Source organism: Bradyrhizobium sp. OK095 (assembly GCF_900109945.1).
GTDB lineage: Bacteria > Pseudomonadota > Alphaproteobacteria > Rhizobiales > Xanthobacteraceae > Bradyrhizobium.
The window spans coordinates 519,384-542,874 of sequence record NZ_FOBX01000002.1; the positions used below are offsets into that span (position 1 = coordinate 519,384).

Consider the following 23,491-nt stretch of genomic DNA (forward strand, 5'->3'; position numbering starts at 1 on the left):
GCGCTTCGTCAGATTCAGCAGTGGAATCAAAGGGATTTAGGCATGGACGTGCAACGCAAGCTGGAGATTCTGGCGGACGCCGCAAAGTACGACGCGTCCTGCGCCTCCAGCGGCACCGAGAAGCGGGATTCCAGCGACGGCAAGGGCATGGGCTCGACCGCGCCGGGCATGGGCATCTGCCATTCCTATGCGCCTGATGGACGCTGCATCTCACTGCTCAAGGTGCTGCTGACCAACGCCTGCAATTACGATTGCCTCTATTGCGTCAACCGCGCCTCCTCCAACGTGCCGCGCGCCCGCTTCACCGTCGACGAATTGGTCAAGCTGACGCTCGACTTCTACCGGCGCAATTACATCGAAGGGCTGTTCCTCTCCTCCGGCATCATCCGCAACCCCGACTACACGATGGAGCAAGTGGTGGGTGTCGCGCGAAAACTGCGCGAGGAGCATCACTTCCGCGGCTACATCCATCTGAAAACCATTCCCGAGGCCGACGACGCGCTGATCGCGGAGGCCGGCAAATACGCCGACCGCCTCTCCATCAACATCGAGATGCCGGACGAGACCAGCCTCCAGAAATTCGCGCCGGAGAAGGATTTGCGCGCGATCCGCCGCACCATGGGCCGTCTCAGGCTGAAGCTCGACGAGGCCGAGGAAGGCCGCGCCGCGAAGACAAAGACAAAACCGCAACGCTTCGCGCCGGCCGGGCAAAGCACGCAGATGATCGTCGGCGCAGATAGCGCCTCCGACCACACCATTCTGCACACCAGCGCCAATCTCTACGGCTCCTACCGGCTGCGGCGCGTCTATTATTCCGCGTTCAGCCCGATCCCCGATGCGAGCCGCGCACTTCCCCTGCGCCCGCCGCCGCTGCTGCGCGAACACCGGCTCTACCAGGCCGATTGGCTGATGCGGTTCTACGGTTTTGACGTTGCGGAGATCGTCGACGACAGCGCGATGCTGCCGCTCGACATCGATCCAAAACTCGCCTGGGCGCTGCGCCATCGCGACCGCTTTCCGCTCGACGTCAACCGCGCCAGCCGCGAGGAATTGTTGCGTGTGCCTGGCTTCGGCACCAAGGCGGTCGAACGCATCATCGCGACGCGGCGCACCACCACGATCCGCCTCTCCGATCTCGCGCGGCTGCACGTGCCCCGCAACAAGGCGCTGCCGTTCATCGTCCTCAGCGATCATCGCCCCTCATCGCATCGCCTCGATGAGGCGCGGCTGATCGAGCGGTTCAAGCCGAAGGCAACACAATTGGGGTTTGGCTTCTGATGCAGTACATCACCCTCGACACCGAAACCGATTTCGCCGGCTGGCGCAAAGCTGCGCGTCACCTCGTGCTGCATCATGTGCAGCCCACCGATGTCACCTGGACCGTGCAAGGCGGCGAAGCGGAGTTGTTCGCACCGCCCGCACCGTCTCCGCTGCCTGAGGTGAGCGATGGCACTTTCACTGTCTCCGCAAAATTCGTCGAGCTCGCCCAGGCCGCAATCCTGCATCGCGATGGCGAGCGCTTCGCCATCCTCTATCGCCTGCTCTGGCGATTGAAGGACCATCACGACCTCATCGAGGTCGCGACTGATCCTGATGTCGCGCAGGTCATTGCGATGGCAAGAGCGGTGCATCGCGACGAGCACAAGATGCACGCCTTCGTGCGCTTCCGCGAGATCGGCCGGGAACGCGCAGCGCACTACGTCGCATGGTTCGAGCCGGAGCATCACATCGTCGAGCTCGCCGCGCCGTTCTTCGCAAAACGCTTTGCTGACATGCCCTGGTCGATCCTCACACCCGACCTCTGCGCGCACTGGGACGGCCACGCCCTCACGTTCACACCGGGCGTCAGCAAGAACGAGGCGCCGGGCGAAGACCGGCTGGAGGAAACCTGGCGGCGTTACTACGCCAGCATTTTCAATCCGGCCCGGCTGAAGGTGAAGGCGATGCAGACGGAAATGCCGAAGAAATACTGGAGGAACCTGCCCGAGGCTTCGATCATTAAGCCCCTAATCGAGGATGCCGAGCGCATGACCGGCGCCATGATCGCCAATGCCGCAACCGATCCGCACAAGCCTCAGAAGCGGCCGGAGGCTCCGATGACACGCAAGATCGCCACCGATGATCTCGAAGCGCTCCGCGAGGAGGCCACGCATTGCCGCGCCTGCCCGCTCTATAAGGACGCGACCCAGACCGTGTTCGGCGAAGGGCCGAAGAACGCCACCATCATGCTGGTCGGCGAGCAGCCCGGCGACAAGGAAGACCTCGCCGGCCATCCCTTCGTCGGCCCGGCCGGCCAGATGCTCGACCGTGCGCTCGCCGAAGCCGGCGTCGACCGCAAGACGGTCTATGTCACTAACGCGGTGAAGCATTTCAAATTCGTACCGCGCGGAAAGATCCGCCTGCACCAGAAGCCGGCGACGCCGGAGATCAAAGCGTGCCGACAATGGTATGAGCGGGAAGTTTCGGCAATCCAGCCCGAGCTCATCGTCGCGATGGGCGCTACCGCCGCGCAAAGCGTGTTCGGCAAGATCACCCCTGTCGGCAAGACCCGCGGCCGGTTGATCGATCTTCCCGACGGACGCAAGGCGCTCGTGACAGTGCATCCGTCCTATCTGCTGCGACTGCCCGATCCGGAGGCGAGAGCGCTGGAATATCAGCGCTTTGTCGAAGAATTGAAGATCGCCGCCGGCTTGCTGAAAAAAGCCCCGCGCGCCGCCTGACAGGACCCGGATGCACGGCAACAAGCCGTGGAGAACTCACGACATTTTAATTGCCTGTCCGCCATTTCAACTGGCTGTCACATGACGCGCGCAAAATCGGGCTCTTGGGACAGGAGAATTTCCAATGAGTGACGTTGCTTTGCCAGGCTCCATCGAGCCGGCCTTGCGTAAGGGGCCCGACCTTGAAGGCGGATTCCACCCACTGACCGGCATTATCTATATGGGGGTTATCGCTGCCGCCCTGCTCTTCGTTGCCTACAGCATCTGGATCGACATCGATGCGACCGGCACGCAGGTCAAGAGCATCGCCCCCTTCCTCATGCTCTTCGTCGCGCTTTTGATCGCGCTCGGCTTCGAGTTCGTGAATGGCTTCCACGACACCGCCAACGCGGTCGCGACCGTGATCTACACCCGTTCACTACCCGCCAACATTGCCGTGGTGTGGTCCGGCATGTTCAACCTCTTTGGCGTGCTGCTGTCCTCGGGCGCGGTGGCGTTCGGCATCGTCTCGCTGCTGCCGGTCGAGCTGATCCTTCAGGTCGGCTCCAGCGCCGGCTTCGCGATGGTGTTCGCGCTGTTGATCTCCGCCATCATCTGGAACGTCGGCACCTGGTATTTCGGTCTGCCGGCCTCGAGCTCGCACACCCTGATCGGCTCGATCATGGGCGTCGGCATCATGAACGCGATCCTGCACGGCCGCAGCGGCACCTCGGGCGTGGACTGGTCGCAGGCCACCAACATCGGCAAGGCGCTGCTGCTGTCGCCGCTGTTCGGCTTCGCGCTCGCCGCGGTCCTGCTACTGATCCTGCGCAACGTTCTGCTGGGCGTCACGCCCGCTCTGTTCGGCGAGCCGAAGGGCGATCAGCCGCCGCCGTTGTGGATTCGTGGCATCCTGATCCTCACCTGTACGCTGGTGAGCTTCTTCCACGGCTCCAATGACGGTCAGAAGGGCATGGGCCTGATCATGCTGATCCTGATCGGCACCGTGCCAACGGCCTATGCGCTCAACCGCGCAATGCCGGCGAGCGAGATCGAACATTTCGTCACGAACTCGGCCTCGGCCAGCAAGATCATCGAGGGCAAGGCGGCCGGCTACAACGTGCTCGGCAATCCGCGGCCCGCGGTCACCAGCTACGTCGCCACGCGCGAAGTGACCGGCGGCACGTTCCCGTCGCTCGCCGTGCTCGTGCGCGATATCGCCAAGCAGGTCACGACCTACGGCTCGCTCGCCAAGGTGCCGGCCGACGTTGTCGGCAACACCCGCAACGACATGTACCTCGCCTCCGAAGCGCTTCGCTTCCTGATGAAGGACAAGGAAGCCGAGCTCAACGCCGACGACGTCGCCGTGCTCAACGCCTACAAGGGCTCGCTCGATAGCGCCACGAAGTTCATCCCGGGCTGGGTGAAGATCGTGGTCGCCATCGCGCTCGGCCTTGGCACCATGGTCGGCTGGAAGCGCATCGTGGTCACCGTCGGCGAGAAGATCGGCAAGACCCACCTGACCTACGCGCAAGGTGCTTGCGCCGAGATCACCGCTGCTGCCACCATCGCCGCCGCCGATATCTACGGCCTGCCGGTCTCGACCACCCACGTGCTGTCGTCCGGCATCGCCGGCACCATGGCCGCCAACGGTTCTGGCCTGCAATGGTCTACGATCCGCAACATCGCCATGGCTTGGGTGCTGACCCTGCCGGCCGCGATGATCATCTCCGGCTCGCTCTACTACTTCTTCTCGCACGTGTTCTGAGCCACAACGCGACACAAGACAAAAAGGGCCCGTGCTATGCACGGGCCCTTTTCCGTTACGCTTGGCCCTGAGGGCTTACGACGCCGCGAGCTGTTCCTCGACCAGCTTGACCCAGTACGAGGTGCCGAACACGATCGCCTTGTCGTCAAAATTATAGGCGGGGTGATGCAGGCCGGCGCTGTCGCCATTGCCGCAGAAGATGAAAGCGCCGGGGCGCGCTTCCAGCATGTAGGCGAAATCCTCGCCGCCCATCAGCGGCGACATCTCGTGCACGTTGGCGTCGCCCGCGACCTGCATGGCGATGCGCCGCGCCACTTCCGTCTCCGCGGCGTGGTTGTTCACGACGGGATAGTTGCGCTTGTAGCGCAAATCGATCTTGGCGCCGGTGATCTGCGCCACGCCCGCGACCACCTCGTGCACGCGCTTCTCGACCAGCTTGCGCACTTCCGGCGAGAGCGTGCGGATGGTGCCCCTCAACGTCGCGGTCTGCGGAATGACGTTGCGGGCGTTGCCGGCGTGGAATTCGCAGATCGAGATCACCGCCGATTCCAGCGGATCAACGCTGCGCGCGACGATCGACTGCAACGCCGTGATCACCTGTGCGCCCACCAGCACGGAGTCGATGCATTTGTGCGGACGCGCGGCATGGCCGCCGAGGCCCTCGATGTTGATGTCGACCTCGTCGGTCGCCGCCATGATCGGACCCGGCCGGATCGCAAACGAGCCGACCGGGATGCCAGGGCCGTTGTGCATGCCGTAGACCTGCTCGATGCCGAAGCGCTCCATCATGCCGTCCTTGACCATGGCCAAGCCGCCGGCGCCGCCCTCCTCGGCCGGCTGGAAGATCACGACCGCATCGCCGGCAAAGTTGCGGGTCTCCGCGAGGTAGCGCGCAGCGCCAAGCAGCATCGCGGTGTGACCGTCATGGCCGCAGGCGTGCATCTTGCCGGGAGTCTTGGAGGCGTAAGGCAGGTTGGTCTGCTCGTCGATCGGCAGCGCGTCCATGTCGGCGCGCAGTCCGATGGCCTTGAGGCCCTCGCCCGCCGGCTTGTTGCCCTTGATCACGCCGACCACGCCGGTCTGGCCGAGGCCGGTCACGACCTCATCGCAGCCGAACTCACGGAGGCGATCCGCGACGAATGCTGCGGTGCGGTGAACGTCGTACAGCAGCTCGGGATGCTCATGGATGTCCCGGCGCCAGGCCTGAATATCGGGTTGAAGGTCGGCGACACGGTTCACGATGGGCATGGAAGGTCTCAAGCTTTGTTGAAAATACAGGACTGTCTACCATGCAAGCGCCAGTCCACCCAACTGCCGGGGATCGGGGCCTAGCCCTGTCCATCCGGCATGGCCGGACTTGTCCCAATCCGCTGCGTCTGCCTATTAGGACGGAACGTCAAGTGACCATCCGGGTGGAAGCAGAATGCCAAGGCGGCTCGAAGGTGAGTTTGACTATATCGTCGTCGGGGCCGGCACCGCCGGCTGCATCGTCGCCAACAGGCTCTCGGCCGTTCCCGGGAACCGCGTCCTCATCCTCGAAGCCGGCGGCGACGACAACTGGATCTGGTTCCACATCCCTGTCGGCTATCTCTTCGCGATCGGCAATCCGCGCTCGGACTGGATGTTCAAGACCGAGGCCGAGCCCGGCCTGAACGGCCGCTCGCTGGCCTATCCCCGCGGCAAGGTGATCGGCGGCTCTTCGGCGATCAACGCCATGATCTCGATGCGGGGCCAAGCAGCCGATTACGATCATTGGCGCCAGCTCGGCATGACCGGCTGGGGCTACGACGACGTGCTGCCGCTATTCAGGAAGCTCGAAGACCACTTCCTCGGCGCCAGCGAGCATCACGGCGCAGGAGGCGGCTGGCGCATCGAGGCGCCGCGGCTGTCATGGGATGTGCTCGATGCGGTCGGCGACGCCGCCGAGGAGATGGGCATCAAGCGCATCCCGGATTTCAACACCGGCGACAACGAAGGCACCAGCTACTTTCACGTCAATCAGAAGCGCGGCCGGCGCTGGTCGTCGGCGCGCGGCTTCCTCAAGCCCGCGCTGAACCGCTCCAATTTGCGGCTCGAGAAGAACGTGCTGGTCGATCGTCTGATCATCGAGCAAGGCCGCGCCGTCGGCGTGCGCTTCATCCAGAACGGCGAAACCATCGAGGCGCGTGCGAAACGCGAGGTGATCCTCTCGGCAGGCGCGATCGGCTCGGTGCAGGTGCTGCATCGCTCCGGCATCGGCCCCGCCGACTGGCTGTCGCCGCTCGGCATCGACATCGTCATGGACAGGCCCGGCGTCGGCCGCAATTTGCAGGACCATCTCCAGCAGCGCGCGATCTACAAGGTCGAGGGCGTGCGCACGCTGAACGAGACCTATTACAATCTGTTCCGCCGCGGTTTGATGGGGCTCGACTACGCCTTCCGCCGCCGCGGTCCGCTGACCATGGCGCCGTCGCAGCTCGGCATCTTCACGCGCTCGGATGCGACGCGCGCGCGCGCCAACATCCAATTCCATGTGCAGCCGCTGTCGCTCGACAAGTTCGGCGATCCCCTGCACCGCTTTCCCGCGATCACGGTCAGTGCCTGCAATCTCCAGCCGACCTCGCGCGGCACCGTGCGGCTGCGCGCGTCGACGCCGGACGAGAAGCCGATCATCGCGCCGAATTACCTGTCGACCGACGACGACCGCCAGGTCGGCGCCGACGCCATCCGCACCACACGTCGCCTGATGCAGCAGAAGGCGCTCGCGAAATATCGCCCGAGCGAATATCTGCCCGGCCCCACCGTCGGCGACGACGATGCCTCGCTCGCGAAGGCGGCCGGCGACATCGGCACCACCATCTTCCATCCCGTCGGTACCGCGAAGATGGGCGCGCCGAGCGATCCGATGGCGGTGGTCGACGAACGGCTGCGCTTCTACGGCCTCGACGGCTTGCGCATCGTCGATGCCTCGATCATGCCGACGATCACCTCCGGGAATACCAACACGCCGACCGCGATGATCGCCGAGAAGGGCGCGACGATGATTTTGGAGGATGCAAAGTAGCGCCTCGCACCATGATCAGCACGCACCGCTTTTCAATCGGCCCCACTGATGCAGAGATCGCCATGTTGCAATGGGGCGAGAGCGGCAAGCCGCCTGCCCTGCTCGTGCACGGCACCGGCTTCGTTGCCGATGTCTGGGACGAGGTCGCGCGCGATCTTGCATCGACCTACACCGTCTACGCGCTCGACCGCCGCGGTCATGGCGCCAGCCACAAGCCCGGCGCCTATCATTTCCTGGATTATGCCGAGGATGTTTGCCGGGTGATCGATGCACTGGGGCTTCGCGACGTCTACGGGATCGGACACAGCGCCGGTGCGACCGATCTCCTGCTCGCTGCGAAACTCTCGCCGGGTCGCTTTACGCGCCTGTTCGTGATGGAGCCGACAGTGATGGACCCGCGCGCGGCACGCTCCGGAGGATTGAACGACGAATCCCTCGCCCGCGTACAAAGCACCTTGCGCCGGCGCGCTGAGTTCGAGAGTGCCGACGCCGTGTTCGAGCGCTACCGCGCCGCGCCAGCATTTGCCGATTGGACCGAGAACTCGCTTCGAGCCTATGTCCGCCACGGCTTCACGACGCTTGACGATGGCCGGGTGCGGCTCTGCTGCACGCCCGAGATCGAGTCGGCAATCCTGCGTCCGATCTACGAGGCAATGGAGCAGGTCTATGTTGGCGATGCCCGCGGCAATCCGTTTGCCTCGCTCGCCGAGATCGACTGCCCGGTGCGCGTCACGACCGCAGCGAAGTCGGGGCCGATCTACAAGGAGATGGCGCGACGTGCCGTGTCACTGATACCGCACGTGAGCACATTAGTCTTCGAAGAAGCCGGGCACTGCGTGGCGCAGGAAGTGCCGGAGTACGTGGTCGAAGCGATCCGGGAGTTCGCGAAGTAGGTCTCGTGCCCCGGACGCGCTGCAGCGTGCAACGCTGCTGCGCAGAGCCGGGGCCCAGACCCAGTGGCGTGGGTCCCGGCTCCGCGGCGCACCGCCAAGAGCCGCTGCACCGCGTCCGGGACACGAGACCGAAATCCCCTCACGAAAACGTCATCACATCCGGGAATAAGACCCTCCCTCCCCCGATCACCTCCCCGAAGCCCAATTCAGGGCGAAGTGGAGACGTGCGATGAGCGGACACGATCACGGGGAAGACGGCGTCAGCCGCCGCAAGGTGCTGGAATGCATGACCTGGGCCGGCACCGGAGTGCTCTGGACCATCACGGGCGGCGTGCCGCGCTCGCTCGGCATCATCGATTCCGCGCAGGCTGCGACCGCGGCGGCGCCCGGCATGACCTTCCTCCAGATCAGCGACAGCCATGTCGGCTTCGACAAGCCGGCCAATCCCAACGCGCTGGGCACGCTGGAGGAAGCTATCAACAAGATCAACGCGATGCCGGCCAAGCCCTCCTTCATGATCCACACCGGCGACATCACCCATCTGTCCAAGGCCGCCGAGTTCGATAATGCCGATCGCATCATCTCGCAGAGCAAGCTCGACGTGCATTACGTGCCCGGCGAGCATGACTTCCTCGACGAGGAAGTAAAATTCTATCGCGAGCGTTACGGTCGCGGCACCAAGGGTGCGGGCTGGTACTCCTTCGATGCCGGCGGCGTGCACTTTATCGGCCTCGTCAATGTCGTTGACCTCAAGGGCGGCGGCCTCGGCAATCTCGGCGCCGAGCAGCTCGCCTGGCTCGAGGACGATCTGCGCGGCAAGTCGAAATCAACCCCGGTCGTGCTGTTCGCCCACATCCCGCTCTGGACCGTCTATCCCGAATGGGGCTGGGGCACCGAGGACGGCGGCCGCGCGCTCGAATACGTCAAGGGTTTTGGCTCGGTCACCGTGCTGAACGGCCATATCCACCAGGTGATGCAGAAGGTCGAGGGCAACGTCACCTTCCACACCGCGCGCTCCACCGCCTTCCCGCAGCCGGCGCCGGGGACGGCTCCCTCGCCCGGGCCGATGAAGGTCGAGGACGCAAAACTGCGTTCCATGCTCGGCGTTGCCAGCATCAACTTCAAGCAGAACGAGCAGCGGCTCGCGATCATCGACACGCCGATCCAGGGCTGATGCAAGGCTGAACGGAAGCTGACAATGAAGACACTCAATCGCCGCGACTTCGGTGTCGCCGTGGCCGCGGCCATCCTGTTGCCCGCAACAACTGCCCGTGCCGACGACATGGAAGTTCATATCGACAACTTCGTTTTCCAGCCGGCCGAACTCACGATCAAGGTCGGCACCACCGTGAGCTGGACCAACCGGGACGACATCCCCCATACCGTGGTGTCGGCCGGCAAGTTCAGGTCCAAGACCCTGGACACCGACGACAAGTTCACGTTCACCTTCACCAATGCGGGCGACTACAAATATTTTTGTTCGTTGCACCCGCACATGACGGGGATGATCAAGGTTGAGTAACGTCTCCAACCAAGGCATCAACGTCTTGCCCGGCCGGTGGTCCCACGCCGGCCGGGCTCGTGTGCCTTCGGTCACACAAGCCGACCAAACGAACAGGGACGAAACGGCGCGACGCGCAGAACAAGAGGCAAAGCGAGGAGCGATGCCCGCCAACGACGATTTGCAGAAGGCGCAGCGCTTCCGCGAGGCGGCGCTGCCCTATCTCGACGACGTCTACACGCTCGCGCGCTATCTGCTGCGCGATGCTTCCGATGCCGAGGACGCGGTGCAGGAATGCTATCTGCGCGCGCTGAAGCATTTCGGCAGCTATCGCGGGCCGGCGATGAAGCCCTGGCTGTTCGCGATCCTGCGCAACGTCTGCAATGCAGAATATGCAAGGCGCGCCCACAAGCACAGCGCGATCGAGGATACCCCCGGCGCCGCCGAGCAGACGCCGATATGGCAGGAGAGCGAGGCGAGCCCGGAAACCGAAGTGCTGCGCAGTCGCGATGCCGGCGCCATCCGCAAGCTGATCGACGCGCTTGCCGAACCGTTCAAGGAAACATTCGTGCTGCGGGAGATCAACAACCTGTCCTATCGTGAAATCGCCGAGGCCGCCGGCGTGCCCGTCGGCACCGTGATGTCCCGCCTCGCCCGCGCCCGCGCCATGCTGCGCGCGGCCTGGACGGCGGAAGAGGAGCAAGCAAGATGACCTGCGACGAAGCAAAGATCCTGCTTCACGCGCTGCTGGACAACGAGCTCGATGCCGGCCACGCGCGCGAGGTCGAAGCCCATATCGCCGGCTGCCCGGATTGCGCCGCTGAGCTTGCGGCACAGCGCGAGATGCAGCGCGTGCTCGCCGACACCAATCTGCGCTACACCGCGCCCGCCAGCCTGCGGAACCGGATCGAAGCGTCGCTGCCGCAACCGCAGCGCCAGCAACCGACCCGCCGCTCGGTGCTGCGCGGCTTTGCGATGGGCTCGGCCGTCTCCGCGCTCGCCGCCTCCGGCGTGGTCGCATTGGTGCTGCGCCAGGACGATCAGCAGCGCATCCTGTCGGAGGTCGTCTCCGCCCATCTGCGCTCGCTCCAGGCCGGCCACCTCATCGACGTGGTCTCGACCGACCAGCACACCGTAAAACCGTGGTTCAACGGCAAGCTCGACGTCGCCCCGCCCGTGATCGATCTCACCGCGCAGGGCTTTACGCTGGTCGGTGGCCGGCTCGACTATATCGACGCCCGCGCCATCGGCGCGGTGGTCTACAAGCGCCGGCAGCACGTGATCAATTTGTTCGTGTCGCAGACGTCGAGCACCGAGCACCGTCCACCGAAGACCCAGACCATGCAGGGCTTCAATTGCCGCCGCTGGGGCGAGCGGGGCCTGAACTTCTGGGCCGTCAGCGATATCGGCGGCGACGAGCTCGCCGAGTTCGTCGACAAGTTCGAGGCGGCGATGAAGGCAAGTGTGGAGGGGTAATTGCCGGCAGCGGGCGAAGCTCCGCGTCATGGTTCAGAGAGGTGACGCTTCTCACAGTCCTCGCGAGCGCAATCCGGCAGATTGCAGCTCCACAAGGAGGACAGACATGGTTCCGTCACTGATTATCTGCGCCACGCTCCCGTCGATGTTCGCGGCGGGCTGCGCTGCATTGCTGGCCTTCAAGGAGCGCAAGCAATGGATTTGGTTCGCGCTCCTGTCCGTGATTGCCGGCTTTGCAGGCCTAATCACGCTGAATATGCTTCATATCTGGGACTACGCCGGGCGTTGCTAATCGACGCAGTCGACGGAAGGTCAGGCCGACCGCCGCACCGCGTTGTCCACCAGCGTCTTGCCGAGCGACCAGATGGCACCGGGGACCTTGTGGCTGCCGGCGATGACGTCGTCGAACGCCTTCTCGATCCAGCCGCAGTCTTCCTCGGTGATGGTGAGCGGCGGCAGCAGCTTGATGGTGTGGCTGCCGTGGCCGGCGACTTGCGTCAGGATCTTGTGATCCTTGAACAGCGGCACGGTGATGAGCTGGCAGAACAAGCCCTTGTTGGCGGCCTCCAGCACGTTCCAGGAGGCCCGCAGGCGCAGCGATTTCGGCGGGCCGAACTCGATGCCGATCATCAGGCCCTTGCCGCGGACTTCCTTCAGCAACTCGTAGCCGGGCACCATGCGGGTGAGCGCGAGGCGAAGCTCGGCGCCGCGCTTGGCGGCACCCTCGATCAGCTTCTCCGATTCCATGATGTCGAGCGTGGCGATGCCGGCGGCCATCGCCAGATCGTTCTTGGAGAAGGTCGAGCCGTGCACCACGGCGCGGTCCATCTGGTTGAAAATCTTGTCGAAGATGCCCTTGCGCGTCAGCACCGCGCCGACCGGCACATGGCCGCCCGACAGCGACTTCGACAGCAGCACCATGTCGGGCTCGACGTTCCAGTGCTCGACCGCGAGGAAGCGGCCGGTGCGGCCCATGCCGGTCTGGATCTCGTCGGCGACGAACAGCGTGCCGTATTTCTTGCAGAGCGCGGCTGCGCCCGGCAGGAACTCGTCGGTGGGCATGTTGACGCCCTTGCCCTGGATCGGCTCGACGACGAAGGCCGCGACCTCGCGCGAGGCCAGCGCCTTTTCGAGGGCGGCCAGATCGTTGAACGGGATCGAGGTGCAGCCCGGCAGCAGCGGCTCGAAGCCGGTGCGGAAGTTCGAATCACCGGTCAGCGATAGCGCGCCATAGGTCAGGCCGTGATAGCCGTGGGCGCAATAGACGATGCCGGGACGGCCTGTAGAGCCACGCGCGAACTTGATCGCGGCCTCGACGCATTCGGCGCCGGAATTGGCGAAGAACACCTTGTCGAGATAGGGGACGTATTTCAGCAGGCGCTCGGCGAGCACGCCGGCGAGCACCGAGACGTCGAACTGGACGAGATTGGGCAGGTCGGCATCGAGCACGCTCTTGAGCGCCTCGCGCATGACCGGATGATTGCGCCCGATCGCAAACACGCCAAAGCCGGACAACAGGTCGAGATAGCGCGCGCCGTCGCGGTCGTAGAGGTACTGCCCCTGACCCTTCTGGAAGCCGACATCGTAGCCGATGGTCTTCAGTACCCGAACGAACTGCTCGTTCAGATACCGATTATGCAGGGCGCTGCGCTGGGCCTGACGGTCCGCGAATAGCTCAGACATGTCTGGATTTGGGCTGTGCATCCGCTACATACTTCGATTGAGGACCGTTTCGTCAACTGAAAACGGGCCGTTCCGGAAAACGGTCTGTGCGGCCTTTTGCCCTTTTTCGGACCATCTTCGCAAGCACAGCTTTAAACCATGTTGCACTGCCAAGGAACACTCATGCGTTTGGCCCTTTACACCGGAATAATACTGGCTGCTGGTTACACCAGCCTGACCCCTGCGCTCGCCGCCGATCCCACCGGCGACTGGCGGGTCGCCGACGGCGTCGCCAATATCCGTGTCGCCCAGTGCAATGGCAGCATGTGGGGCGCCGTTTCCTGGGAAAAGCAGCCTGGCGGCCGCGACGAGAACAACCCGGATGTCTCGAAAAAGAACAGGCCGACACTGGCCATGCCGACCCTGATCGACATGAAGAAGAAGCCCGGCGCCGATCAGTGGGAAGGACAGGTCTATAACGCGCAGGATGGCCAGACCTACAGCGCGACCATCACGCCTGTTGGCACCGACCAGCTCGAGATCAAGGGCTGCGTGATGGGCTTCCTCTGCGGCGGCGAGACCTGGACCCGGGTTGGACCGCCAATCCCCTTGAGCCCCGCCAACGCCATGGCCAAGGGTGCGCCAAAGCCCGCCGGCGCGGCGCCGAAAGCCCAAGGGACCCAAGCAGCCCAACAAGGCACACCCGGCACGACGGGTGCCACAACACCAGCGCCCGCAGCAGTGGCCCCGAAGACGGCCGCCGCCGCCAAGCCCGGCCCGAAGGGCGTCGCCGACCCCGTCGGCGACATCTGCCTACTCCCTGAGATTGCGGGGTTTGCCCATTAGGGCCGGCTGAAACAGCAGCACGGCGGCAAGCGTTGTCACCAGCGAGAGGGCGAGCAGCTTGCCCATGCTGGACGTTCCAGGATGGCTCGACAGCCAGAGGCTGCCGAACGCCGTTGCCGTCGTCAGCGCGCTGAAAAAGATCGCGCGTGTCAGGCTGGTCTGAAGCAGGTTTGTCCTGCCCGAACGCCAGGCCACGACATAATAGATCTTGAAGGCGACGCCGATGCCGAGCAGCAGCGGAAACGCGACGATGTTGGCGAAATTGAGCGGCAGGCCGATCAGCACGCATATCTCGAGCGTCACCGCACCGGCCACCAGCAGCGGCACCAGCGTCATCAGCACGTCGATGAACCGCCGCAGCGCGAGCCACAGCAACAGGCTGATCACCAGCAGCGCATAGATGCCGGCGTGGATGAACGCATTCACCACAGTATCGCCGGATTTCAGGATCGAGACCGGGCCGCCGATCGCGGTCGGCTCGGCATTGAGCACCGCCGCCGCAAATTTGCGCAGCGTGTCGTTGTCGTTGGGATCGCCCTTCGGCTGCGCCTCGACGCGGATGATGCCGTCCTTGCTCTTCCAGGCACTGACGAGGTCCGGCGGAAGTGAGTTCAGGGTGACGGGACCTGCCTGCATCGCGTTCCTGAGCTGGTCGAACACGATCTTCAGCGGCGCGACGAACACGTCCTGGGCCTTGTTGCGCGTGGCCTCGTCGCCATTGCCGAGCTTTTCGAGCGCGTCCGCCAGCCGGCGAGAGGCGATAGCGCCCGGGCCCTTCGTGTCACCGGAGGTCCGGCGCAGATTGTCGACCGACGACTTCAGCGAATCGACGTTTTCCTTGTCCGACGGCGCCGCATCGATCTGGTCGGGATTGAGCGCGGGGTTCAGCACCTTGGCGCCCTGCGCGATCAGCTTCAGCTTCGGCGGCTGATCCTCCGGCACGAAGCTGTTGAGCGACATCACGCGCAACACCTCAGGCACCTTCTCGAGCTTCGCCTCGACCTGCTTGGCCTGCTCTTCCGACGTGGTCATCACGTTGATGGCATTGGCGCCCGTGTTGGGATCCTTGCGCAAATCGAGGAAGGTCGCGATCGACTCGGCCTTCGGGTTGCGCAGGTTCATCGGGTTGAAGTCGAACTTCAGGAAGTAGAGCAGCGGCAGGCCTGCAATCGCCAGCAGCAAAGTGCCGCCCACAACCAGCACACGGTGCTTTTCCAGGAAGTCATCGAGCGGCGCCAGGAAGGCATAACCGACCGGCTCCATCTCGCCGGGCGGATTCAACAGCTTCAACATCGCGGGCAGCACCGTGATGCTGGAGATGAACGCCACCAGCATGCCGACGCCGGCGATCTGGCCGAGTTCGGAGATGCCCCTGTAATCGGTCGGCAGGAAACAGAGGAAGCCGGCGGCGGTCGCCATTGCCGCCAGCGACAGCGGCACCGCGGAGCGCTTTGCGGCAAGCACCAGCGCGCCGGAGAGATTGTCGTGCTTGTAGCGCTCCGAGCGGTAGCGGACGCTGTACTGGATACCGAAATCGACGCCGAGGCCAACGAACAGCACGGCGAACGCGATCGACAGCAAATTGAACGAGCCCACCATCATCAGGCCGGCAGCGGTCGTCAGCGCAAGGCCGACGAAAAGATTGATGAATACCGCGAAGATGATCTTCGACGAGTGCAGCGCCAGCCACAGGATGAGCAGCACGACCAGCACAGTTCCGATGCCGTTGACGACGGCGCCTTCCTGGACGGTGGCGTATTCCTCATTGGCAATCGGGACCGGACCGGTCAGTCGCACCCGCGCCTGGTATTTGGTTGCAAAATCCAGATCCACTGCCGCCTTGCGGATCGCGTCGGTGGCGCCCTTGCCGGGCTCCAGCGCGTTGTAGTCGAGGATCGGCTTGAACTCGATGAAGGCGCGCTTGTCGGCATCCGTCAGCGGCTCGTCGCTGACGAGCTCGCGCCAGGAGAAGCTCGCATTGCCCTTGTTGAGCACGGTCTCGACCGTCTGCGCGATCATGTTGAAGGGACGCTCGGTGTTGTCGAGCTTGACCTGGCCACGCTTGACGCCAGCAAGCCCCGTCTCCAGCGCGCCGGTCAGGCCGCGGATCGAGGGATCACCCGCCATGATTTCGATCAGGGGCGCAGCGGATTCGAACTGGCTGGTGGTCTTGCCGACTTCCTCGGTCGGCAGGAACAACAGGCCATTCTTTTCGAAGAACTCGCCGGTGCCGAGCTGCTGTATCGACTGGAAGTCGGTCTTGTTGTCCTTCAGCTTTGCGAACAGCGCATCCGCTGCCGCAGTCGCCATCTCCGGCGTCCTGGCCTCGACGACCGCGAGAATCGTCGCGTCGCGGTCGAAGGCGCGGTCGAACTGCTGGTCGCGCTTACGCCAGTCGAGATTTTGGGCAATCAGCGAGTTGATGTCGGTGTTGATGGCGAAGTGCTGCGATGTGTAATAGCCGGCCCCCACCGATAGCAGGAGCCCGAGAGCGACGACGAGGGAGGCAAACCGGGTGCAGGCCCTGACGATGGCGACGACTACGCTTTGCAGCACTTCTTTTCTTTCTGCGGTTAACAGCTTGCCGAAAACGCCCGCTGTTTAACGGAGTTCCCGGGCGAAACCTATTGCTGTTTTGAGTGGCAACCGCCGGAACAAGGTTCGAGGTAAACGGCGGGCGGCCAAGAAAAAATCATTGCGGGGCAGTCGGTATAGCCGGGGAGATGAGGCGGGAAGGTGGCGAAGCCGTAAGCACAAATGCCGCCCTCTTGTGCCGCCCTTTTGTTCCATTGGCGGATTTACTATAATACCGGCCGAACGACTCGCCGTAGAACTCCAGCTGCATTCAACCTTTCCTTACTGCCGTTTTTTTGACAGAAAGTGCTGTACCTCCATACGCCGAAGCCTCGGATGGGTGGGCGGCTACCGCGCGGGCGAGCCAATGGTGCGGATTTTGCAGCTGATTGGTCAGTACCGGGGGTGCCGCTGGGGACTACGAAGCGGATTGGTGCAACTTGGGTGATGGGCGTCCAATGGAACTTATCGGGGCCCTCCAGGCCCGCTTTACAGATATTCAAGGTCCGGATATCCGGGATATCTGCTATGCGACACAGAGCCGCCAATCTGCGGTAAGGGACTTGAGCAAGCTGGTCGAATTGATCTTGGTGGTGGGCGCTGCCAATAGCTCGAACTCGAACCGGCTCCGCGAAATCGGCACTGAGGCCGGCGTCGCGCGTTATTTGATTACCGACGGCAGCAAGCTCAATCCGGAGTGGTTGAAAGATGCCAGGACCGTCGGCGTCACGGCCGGCGCCTCGGCGCCCGAGACATCGAATTCAGGCTTCCGGCCCAATTGGCTGCGAGCTGACCCACCCGAATTCCAAGCCCAGAAAGAAACTTTGTAATGGCTATCCCCTTCTTCAAGGAAATGCGTATCGGCGGCTATTTGATCAAGCAGAAGCTGCTTGGCCGCAAACGCTATCCGCTCGTGCTGATGCTGGAGCCGTTGTTCCGCTGCAACCTCGCCTGCGTCGGCTGCGGCAAGATCGATTATCCGGATGCGATCCTCAACCGCCGCATGACCGCACAGGAGTGCTGGGACGCGGCTGACGAGTGCGGCGCGCCGATGGTCGCCATTCCCGGCGGCGAGCCGCTGATCCACAAGGAGATCGGCGAGATCGTGCGCGGCCTCGTCGCGCGCAAGAAATTCGTCTCGCTCTGCACCAACGCGCTGCTGCTCGAGAAGAAGCTCGATCTGTTCGAGCCCTCGCCCTATCTGTTCTTCTCCGTGCATCTCGACGGCCTGAAGGAGCATCACGACAAGGCGGTGTCGCAGAAGGGCGTGTTCGATCGCGCCGTCTCCGCGATCAAGGCGGCCAAGGCGCGCGGCTTCACCGTCAACGTCAACGCCACCATCTTCGACGGCCATCCGGCCGAGGAGATCGCAAAGTTCCTCGACCTCACCGTCGAGCTCGGTGTCGGCGTCTCGATGTCGCCCGGCTACGCCTATGAGCGCGCGCCGGACCAGGAGCACTTCCTCAACCGCACCAAGACCAAAAAACTGTTCCGCGACGTCTTCGCCATGGGCAAGGGCAAGAAGTGGAATTTCATGCATTCCGGCCTGTTCCTGGACTTCCTCGCCGGCAACCAGGAATACGAGTGCACGCCGTGGGGCATGCCCGCGCGCAACATTTTCGGCTGGCAGAAGCCCTGCTACCTGCTCGGTGAAGGCTACGCGAAAACCTTCAAGGAGCTGATGGACACCACCGACTGGGAGACCTACGGCACCGGCAAGTACGAGAAGTGCGCCGACTGTATGGCCCATTGCGGCTACGAGCCGACGGCTGCGACCGCAGCCATCAGCCACCCGCTGAAGGCGATGTGGGTGTCGCTGCGCGGCGTCAGGACCACGGGCCCGATGGCGCCCGAGATCGACATGACCAAGCAGCGCCCGGCGCAGTACATCTTCTCGGCGGAAGTGCAGAAGCGCCTGTCGGAGATCCGCAAGGACGAAGCCGTCGCCGCGCAGGAGAAGGCGGCGCGGAAGGCTTCGACTGCGGCGTAAGCAAGCGAACCATCACGAACGAAAAAGGCCCGGTCGCCGATGGCGATCGGGCCTTTTGTTTTGTCCGGCTCAAGCCCGGGAGGAACGGATCGATGCGCTGGCGATGCTCCCTTCCCTCATTGTCGGCTCGCGCTCCGGCAAAAAATGAAAAACAACCCCATGCACAGTAGAAGCGCGATCGCTCACCGGCACGAAGTCCAATCGGTTGGGTCGTTGCAACGTCGAGCAAATCGGCAGCAAATCGGCACGGATCGCCCCGGGTGCGGCGCGGATTCGTTTTCGTAACCAGCCGCGCCGCCAGTCGACCGCGACTCAGATCGACACAATTTCGTATTTTACGAAAATCGGTTGACGCGTCGGGCAAAACAATGGCACTATGCCATGCTAGCTCCTTCGGAAGACGGGACCGGCTAAGCGCTCGACCGCAGCACGCCGGCTCTCTACCTTCCCGAAATCCAATGGACGAGCGGCCCTCATTCCATGATTGCTTCGTCAAAGATCGGCAAAGCCGCACAGCACGCTTGAGAGCCGTCAGTTTGTAAGCCGTCGGAAACTGACGGTTCTTCCCTCTCGCTGCCACAGGTCATCCTCGGAATGCCTGTCACCGAGATTATCGTGTCTCACTTGAAGGGTGCAGTCCAGTCCAGCACTGTCACTGCAATTTTGTACGAGGGTCTTTTCTTCGCGGCGCGCGACACCGTGCGCTCGTGAGTGAAGTACGACATAGCTGCAGGACACAGCCATCAATGGCGACCACCGTCAAATGCCGGTAGTTCAATTTCCGAATCCCGTCATCCATGTTGTCGATGAGCTACAGCCTACCTCTGCGTTACTCCTTAGGGTGAGTTTCAGCCCAAGGAGATTGACATGAAGTCCGCCCTGTTTGTTTTTGCTATCGTTGGCCTGGCGACAAGGACCGCATTCGCGGCCGACCTTGCGCCCTCACCCTACACAAAAGCTCCCGTTGATCAGGCTGCGTACAACTGGGCAGGATTTTACGCCGGCTTGAATGCCGGCTATGCGTTCGGCCACGAAACGATGGTGGTCGACGGCGTCGGTCTCGGACGATTTGAAACATCGCGCGACCATGACGGGCTCTTTGGCGGCGGTCAGATCGGATTCAACTTCCAGTTCGGTGGCGGTTGGGTGCTTGGCGTCGAAGCCGACATGCAGGCCGCGAGCATCGGCGGCACTTTTGATGCATTGGTCCCCGCAGCCGCCTTTGGCACCAACAAGCTCGACACGTTCGGAACGGCAAGAGGCCGCCTCGGCTATGCTTTCGACCGCTTGCTGGTTTACGGCACCGGCGGCTTCGCGGCGGGTCGTAATACTTTCCAGATTATTCAGGCGGCAAGCGCAACCGAGAGCGAGACCCACACGGGCTGGACTGCCGGTGGCGGCCTTGAATACGGCGTTGGACAAAACTGGAGCGTCAAAGCGGAGTACCTTCACGTCGATCTGGGTGATAAGTCCTATTTTGTCATCCCAGGTGGGACGAGTTACGTTTCCAGGATGAAGTTTGACCTGGTTCGCACTGGTTTCAACTACCGGTTCTGAAGTTGGGATTAAACCCCATGATCGGAGAGCCCGGCTTTATGCCGGGCTTTTTGTTCGACATTTTGTCGCATGCGAATTGCACGAACGCAATTCTGGACGTGTGGCTATGCAATTGGCGGCCTCGCATGTCCCCGAACCTTGAGGGTATCCTCTCATGCGCGATACTTGAATTCACAGGCTGCGTTTGGAATGGAAGTTGTCGATTTGATCTACGAGGCGGCGTTTGTGCCGCATCTGTGGCCTGATGTCCTGCAGCAGCTTGCAAATCTGTCAGACTCGGTTGGCTCAACAGTATTCCTGTTTGAAGAGGCAATGCCGACCCGCGGCGTGACCCTCGGAAATTTGGATGATTTGCTGGGCGAGTTTCTCGCGACCGATTCGCTGCGGTTCTCAACCTCTGTCATGCGGATGTACGGCCTCAAACCTCACAGCTTCGTCGAAGTGGACGCCTACCTCAGCGCCGAGGAGATCGAGAACGATCCGATCAGAATCAAGCTGCGTGACCTCGGTATCGGAAATCACATTTGCACGGCGATACCCATGCCGAGTGGCGAGCTCGTCATGTATGTCCTGCAAAGATCTCTGGCAAATGGCGGCTATCGTGACGGCAGCGTCCAAAAACTCAACGCGCTCAGGCCACATTTGGCGCGAGCCGGGTTGATCGCGACGAAAGTCGGTTTCGAGCGCGCGCGCAGCACTGTCGCGGCCATGCAAGCGATGAACCTTCCGGCGGCGGTATGTAGTGACGGCAAAGTCATTGCGACCAATCCGCTCTTTCAGACGATACCGTCGACGATTTGTATCGGGAGCGGCGATCGCTTATCCAGCATCAACCCGACGACAGATGTATTACTGCAGAATGCCTTGATGACGGGACGCACGAGAGACACCTCCGACGTGCTGTCCATACCGATATCGAGCAGCGAGCGGCGCGAGCGTAGCGTCATGCACGTGCTGCCCTTGAAGCGTTCGGCGCGTGACCTGTTTTCCGGCGGCGATGTATTGGTTGTCCTGACAACGGTGAAAGCAACCGCGATCGTTCCTTCACCGGACATGCTCAGCGGGCTATTTGATCTCACACCCGCAGAGGCAGCACTGGCAATCAGCCTCGTTTCAGGGAAAACGCTGAAAGAGGGCGCCCTCGAAAGCGAGATCAAGGATAGTACTGCACGATCCTATCTGGAAAATATCTTCCGAAAAACTGCGACCAACCAACAAAGTCAGCTCGTAGCGTTGCTGAAGAGCGCAAGCATCATTCGCTAGGCTGGATTACAGTGACACGATTTACAGTTACAGCTCGTAGGATGGGTTGAGCTCTTGCGAAACCCATCGCGCTTGTTTCGTGGTATCGTCCATCATGACCGCGTACCGTCGCAACTTCGTTCCGGGTGGATGCTTCTTCTTCACCGTCAATCTGGCGGAGCGGAAGCTGTCGTTGCTGACGGATCATGTCGAGCTGTTTCGTGAGACGCACCGGCGCCATCCATTTGCGATCGATGCCATCGTGGCGCTGCCTGATGACCTTCACACCGTATGGATGTTAGCCGAAGGCGATGCCAATTTTGCGATGCGCTGGCAGTTGATCAAGTCCGCCGTTTCGCGCCGTCTGGCGCGGAACGAAAGAATCTCCCAAAGCCGTTCGGCCAAGGGGGAACGCGGCATTTGGCAACGCAGATATTGGGAGCATACCATTCGCGACGAAACCGACCTCGCCCGGCATGTCGACTATGTTCACATCAATCCGGTCAGGCATGGGCTCGTCGACAGGGTGCACGACCGGGCGCCGTCCTCGTTTCATCGTCACGTGGAGCTTGGCAACTACCCAGCCGATTGGGCGGGCGATCAGTCAGATGATGGCCGCGATTACGGAGAGCGGTGACCGGGAAGAGATGGGTTTCGCAAGGGCTCAACCAATCCTACGCGCTGTCACAGGAATTGCCGTGTCTCACTTACGGGGTGCAGTCCGGCACTGTCACCGTAATTTTGTAATTTCTGCGCCGGCAGATCGGCGCTTGAGAGAAGCTATTGCGTTATTGCAAATGAACGGCTCACACCGACTCGAACAGTCTGGAGATCGATAGAGCCGCTCATCTGCGTCATGGTGGTACAGGCAAGTCCGAGCGGGCATGGCGCGTAGGAAAAGGCATAGCGCTGGTCGAAGTTTCCGAAGCGGCTGAACCGGTATTCGGCATACAGCCTCCACGCATCATCAATGCGTCGTTCCCAGCCGAGGCCAGCAGTCCAACCGGCGGCTGCAAAGTCAACGCGCGGAAAGGAGAATTGGTATGTGCCGCCAATACCGAAGCTGTTTATCGAGATGCCCGAGACCACGTGCGAAGTGAAGTCGCCGTAAGAAAAGCCCCCCAGCACGTACAGAAGATTGGCACTATCAGGTGTAAGCCAGCCGGCCTTCACCGTGGCCGATGCTATCCAGTTCGCGGTGAGCGAGCCTTGACCGCTGAAATTGAAACTGCTCACGCAAGCGGGATGATCGCATCGTCCGACAAACAATTTCTGGTCGGCTTTGACCGCTGGAAAAAGCAAGTCTCCCTGAACACCGAGCAGCAACGAGGAAATTTGCGTCATATATCCCGCACGCAAATCGACGCCCGCGCCTGAGCCCTTGGCCGAATTACTAAGACTCGAAACGGTTTCCCCGCCTACGATGACGTTGGGATCGCCTCCCGGATCGCTGGTCAAACTACCATTGCTGTTCGATTTGATGGACGCCGCAGCGGCGCCGATGCCAACGAACGCGCCATCCCATTTTCGTGCGCGACGCGGAGAAGCCGCCGTATCGATGGCCTTCGCAATGGGCGGCGGCCTGGAAGTCGATCCGTGCTTCTCCATTCCGACCGCGGCGTCAAAGCATGCCAGTCGTTCGGTCCCGTTCTTCAGCCGGGAACAGGCAGCGAGATCTTCAGGAATCGCGGCCTTCGCTTCTGAAGTGAACAGCAAAAGGCCGATCGACAAGAAAGCCGCAATGTAACGAAACATGCTCCCCTTCCACATCTGCTCACTTTATTTCGGCAAGTCCCGACGGGCGATCGATGCTGGCGGTCTAGAAGGACCGCGACGGTGCAGACTGTTGCGCCATTTGGCTATACCACCGGAGAGCGAGTGACCAGCCAAGCCTCAACCAAGATGGCAAATTCCTGCGGGTGTGCCTTCGAAGGCACATCTAGAACTCCGATAGAAGTGCACTAATCCGCCCGCGACGAGACTTTCCCGGATTGCGCTTCCGCCTTCGCTCTTCGAGCTATGGCAGACAAATCGCTCCATCGGGCGACGGACGACAAACGAAAGGCCCGATCGCGTCGCGAGCGGGCCTTTGGAGTTACGTTGACAGTGCACTAACTCGCTGGCCTTCACCAAGCCGGAATGCCAGCCACCGCAATCAGCGTGTCTCACTTCAGCGGCGCAGTCCAGCGCACCTGTCTCCCACGACCGGGCACTTCTTTTTGTTCAGTTCGAGCGCCAGC

Annotated in this window: 19 protein-coding genes and 1 pseudogene; 16 read left to right on the top strand and 4 right to left on the bottom strand. The window is 62.4% G+C overall.

Annotated features, from left to right (window positions below; all coding sequences use genetic code 11):
- Positions 1-42: 42 nt before the first annotated feature.
- The 3 genes from BMW89_RS07430 (at position 43) to BMW89_RS07440 (ending at position 4,467) form a co-directional block, all read left to right on the top strand.
- Positions 43-1,278: a putative DNA modification/repair radical SAM protein gene (locus BMW89_RS07430; RefSeq protein ID WP_092024193.1), complete on the top strand. Its 1,236-nt coding sequence runs from the start codon at positions 43-45 to the stop codon at positions 1,276-1,278.
- Positions 1,278-2,720, top strand: a complete 1,443-nt coding sequence (locus tag BMW89_RS07435; RefSeq protein ID WP_092024195.1) for a UdgX family uracil-DNA binding protein — start codon at positions 1,278-1,280, stop codon at positions 2,718-2,720. Before BMW89_RS07430 ends, BMW89_RS07435 begins: the two co-directional genes overlap by 1 nt.
- A gap of 124 nt (positions 2,721-2,844) precedes the next feature.
- Positions 2,845-4,467: an inorganic phosphate transporter gene (locus BMW89_RS07440; protein ID WP_092024197.1), complete on the top strand. Its 1,623-nt coding sequence runs from the start codon at positions 2,845-2,847 to the stop codon at positions 4,465-4,467.
- A 75-nt stretch (positions 4,468-4,542) separates the two neighbouring features.
- Here BMW89_RS07440 and BMW89_RS07445 read toward each other — a convergent pair whose 3' ends face one another.
- A complete protein-coding gene (locus tag BMW89_RS07445; RefSeq protein ID WP_092024199.1) occupies positions 4,543-5,715 on the bottom strand; it encodes a M20 aminoacylase family protein in 1,173 nt (390 codons plus the stop codon).
- A 175-nt stretch (positions 5,716-5,890) separates the two neighbouring features.
- On the opposite strand from BMW89_RS07445, the gene BMW89_RS07450 reads away from it, so the two are divergent.
- The 7 genes from BMW89_RS07450 to BMW89_RS07480 all read left to right on the top strand — a co-directional run bounded on the left by BMW89_RS07450 (position 5,891) and on the right by BMW89_RS07480 (position 11,672).
- A complete protein-coding gene (locus BMW89_RS07450; protein WP_092024201.1) occupies positions 5,891-7,510 on the top strand; it encodes a GMC family oxidoreductase in 1,620 nt (539 codons plus the stop codon).
- 11 nt (positions 7,511-7,521) lie between these two features.
- Complete coding sequence (locus BMW89_RS07455; RefSeq protein WP_092024203.1) at positions 7,522-8,403, top strand: alpha/beta fold hydrolase; 882 nt, start codon at positions 7,522-7,524, stop codon at positions 8,401-8,403.
- A gap of 229 nt (positions 8,404-8,632) precedes the next feature.
- Positions 8,633-9,577 (top strand): metallophosphoesterase family protein, encoded by a 945-nt coding sequence (locus tag BMW89_RS07460; protein WP_092024205.1) that lies wholly within the window; start codon positions 8,633-8,635, stop codon positions 9,575-9,577.
- Between the two features lie 24 nt (positions 9,578-9,601).
- Entirely contained in the window at positions 9,602-9,925 is a 324-nt protein-coding gene (locus BMW89_RS07465; protein ID WP_092024207.1) for a cupredoxin domain-containing protein, read from the top strand.
- 142 nt (positions 9,926-10,067) lie between these two features.
- Positions 10,068-10,616, top strand: a complete 549-nt coding sequence (locus tag BMW89_RS07470) for a sigma-70 family RNA polymerase sigma factor (protein ID WP_177195893.1) — start codon at positions 10,068-10,070, stop codon at positions 10,614-10,616.
- Positions 10,613-11,380 carry an anti-sigma factor family protein gene (locus BMW89_RS07475; protein WP_092024210.1) on the top strand — a complete coding sequence of 256 codons (768 nt, stop codon included), beginning with the start codon at positions 10,613-10,615 and terminating at the stop codon, positions 11,378-11,380. Before BMW89_RS07470 ends, BMW89_RS07475 begins: the two co-directional genes overlap by 4 nt.
- A 106-nt stretch (positions 11,381-11,486) precedes the next feature.
- On the top strand, positions 11,487-11,672 hold the full coding sequence (locus BMW89_RS07480; RefSeq protein ID WP_092024212.1) for a hypothetical protein: 186 nt from the start codon (positions 11,487-11,489) through the stop codon (positions 11,670-11,672).
- A 20-nt stretch (positions 11,673-11,692) separates the two neighbouring features.
- On the opposite strand, the gene hpnO is transcribed toward BMW89_RS07480, so the two are convergent.
- The gene (hpnO, locus tag BMW89_RS07485; protein WP_092024214.1) at positions 11,693-13,084 is read right to left on the bottom strand and encodes an aminobacteriohopanetriol synthase HpnO; all 1,392 of its coding nucleotides are present in this window, start codon (positions 13,082-13,084) and stop codon (positions 11,693-11,695) included.
- Positions 13,085-13,225: 141 nt separating this feature from the next.
- On the opposite strand from hpnO, the gene BMW89_RS07490 reads away from it, so the two are divergent.
- Positions 13,226-13,888 carry a DUF2147 domain-containing protein gene (locus BMW89_RS07490; RefSeq protein WP_177195894.1) on the top strand — a complete coding sequence of 221 codons (663 nt, stop codon included), beginning with the start codon at positions 13,226-13,228 and terminating at the stop codon, positions 13,886-13,888.
- On the opposite strand, the gene hpnN is transcribed toward BMW89_RS07490, so the two are convergent.
- A complete protein-coding gene (hpnN, locus tag BMW89_RS07495) occupies positions 13,856-16,444 on the bottom strand; it encodes a hopanoid transporter HpnN (RefSeq protein WP_092024218.1) in 2,589 nt (862 codons plus the stop codon). The genes BMW89_RS07490 and hpnN overlap by 33 nt on opposite strands.
- A gap of 479 nt (positions 16,445-16,923) precedes the next feature.
- On the opposite strand from hpnN, the pseudogene BMW89_RS07500 reads away from it, so the two are divergent.
- The 5 genes and pseudogenes from BMW89_RS07500 to BMW89_RS07520 form a co-directional block, all read left to right on the top strand.
- Positions 16,924-17,214: pseudogene (locus BMW89_RS07500) on the top strand (4-hydroxy-3-methylbut-2-enyl diphosphate reductase); the annotation flags it as partial.
- Between the two features lie 77 nt (positions 17,215-17,291).
- The gene (gene hpnH / locus BMW89_RS07505) at positions 17,292-18,452 is read left to right on the top strand and encodes an adenosyl-hopene transferase HpnH (RefSeq protein ID WP_092024220.1); all 1,161 of its coding nucleotides are present in this window, start codon (positions 17,292-17,294) and stop codon (positions 18,450-18,452) included.
- 867 nt (positions 18,453-19,319) lie between these two features.
- On the top strand, positions 19,320-20,009 hold the full coding sequence (locus BMW89_RS07510; RefSeq protein ID WP_092024222.1) for an outer membrane protein: 690 nt from the start codon (positions 19,320-19,322) through the stop codon (positions 20,007-20,009).
- A 189-nt stretch (positions 20,010-20,198) separates the two neighbouring features.
- Positions 20,199-21,272 (top strand): helix-turn-helix transcriptional regulator, encoded by a 1,074-nt coding sequence (locus BMW89_RS07515; RefSeq protein WP_092024224.1) that lies wholly within the window; start codon positions 20,199-20,201, stop codon positions 21,270-21,272.
- Positions 21,273-21,366: 94 nt separating this feature from the next.
- Positions 21,367-21,888: an REP-associated tyrosine transposase gene (locus BMW89_RS07520; protein WP_092024226.1), complete on the top strand. Its 522-nt coding sequence runs from the start codon at positions 21,367-21,369 to the stop codon at positions 21,886-21,888.
- 143 nt (positions 21,889-22,031) lie between these two features.
- On the opposite strand, the gene BMW89_RS07525 is transcribed toward BMW89_RS07520, so the two are convergent.
- Entirely contained in the window at positions 22,032-23,006 is a 975-nt protein-coding gene (locus tag BMW89_RS07525) for an outer membrane protein (RefSeq protein WP_177195895.1), read from the bottom strand.
- Between the last annotated feature and the right edge of the window lie 485 nt (positions 23,007-23,491).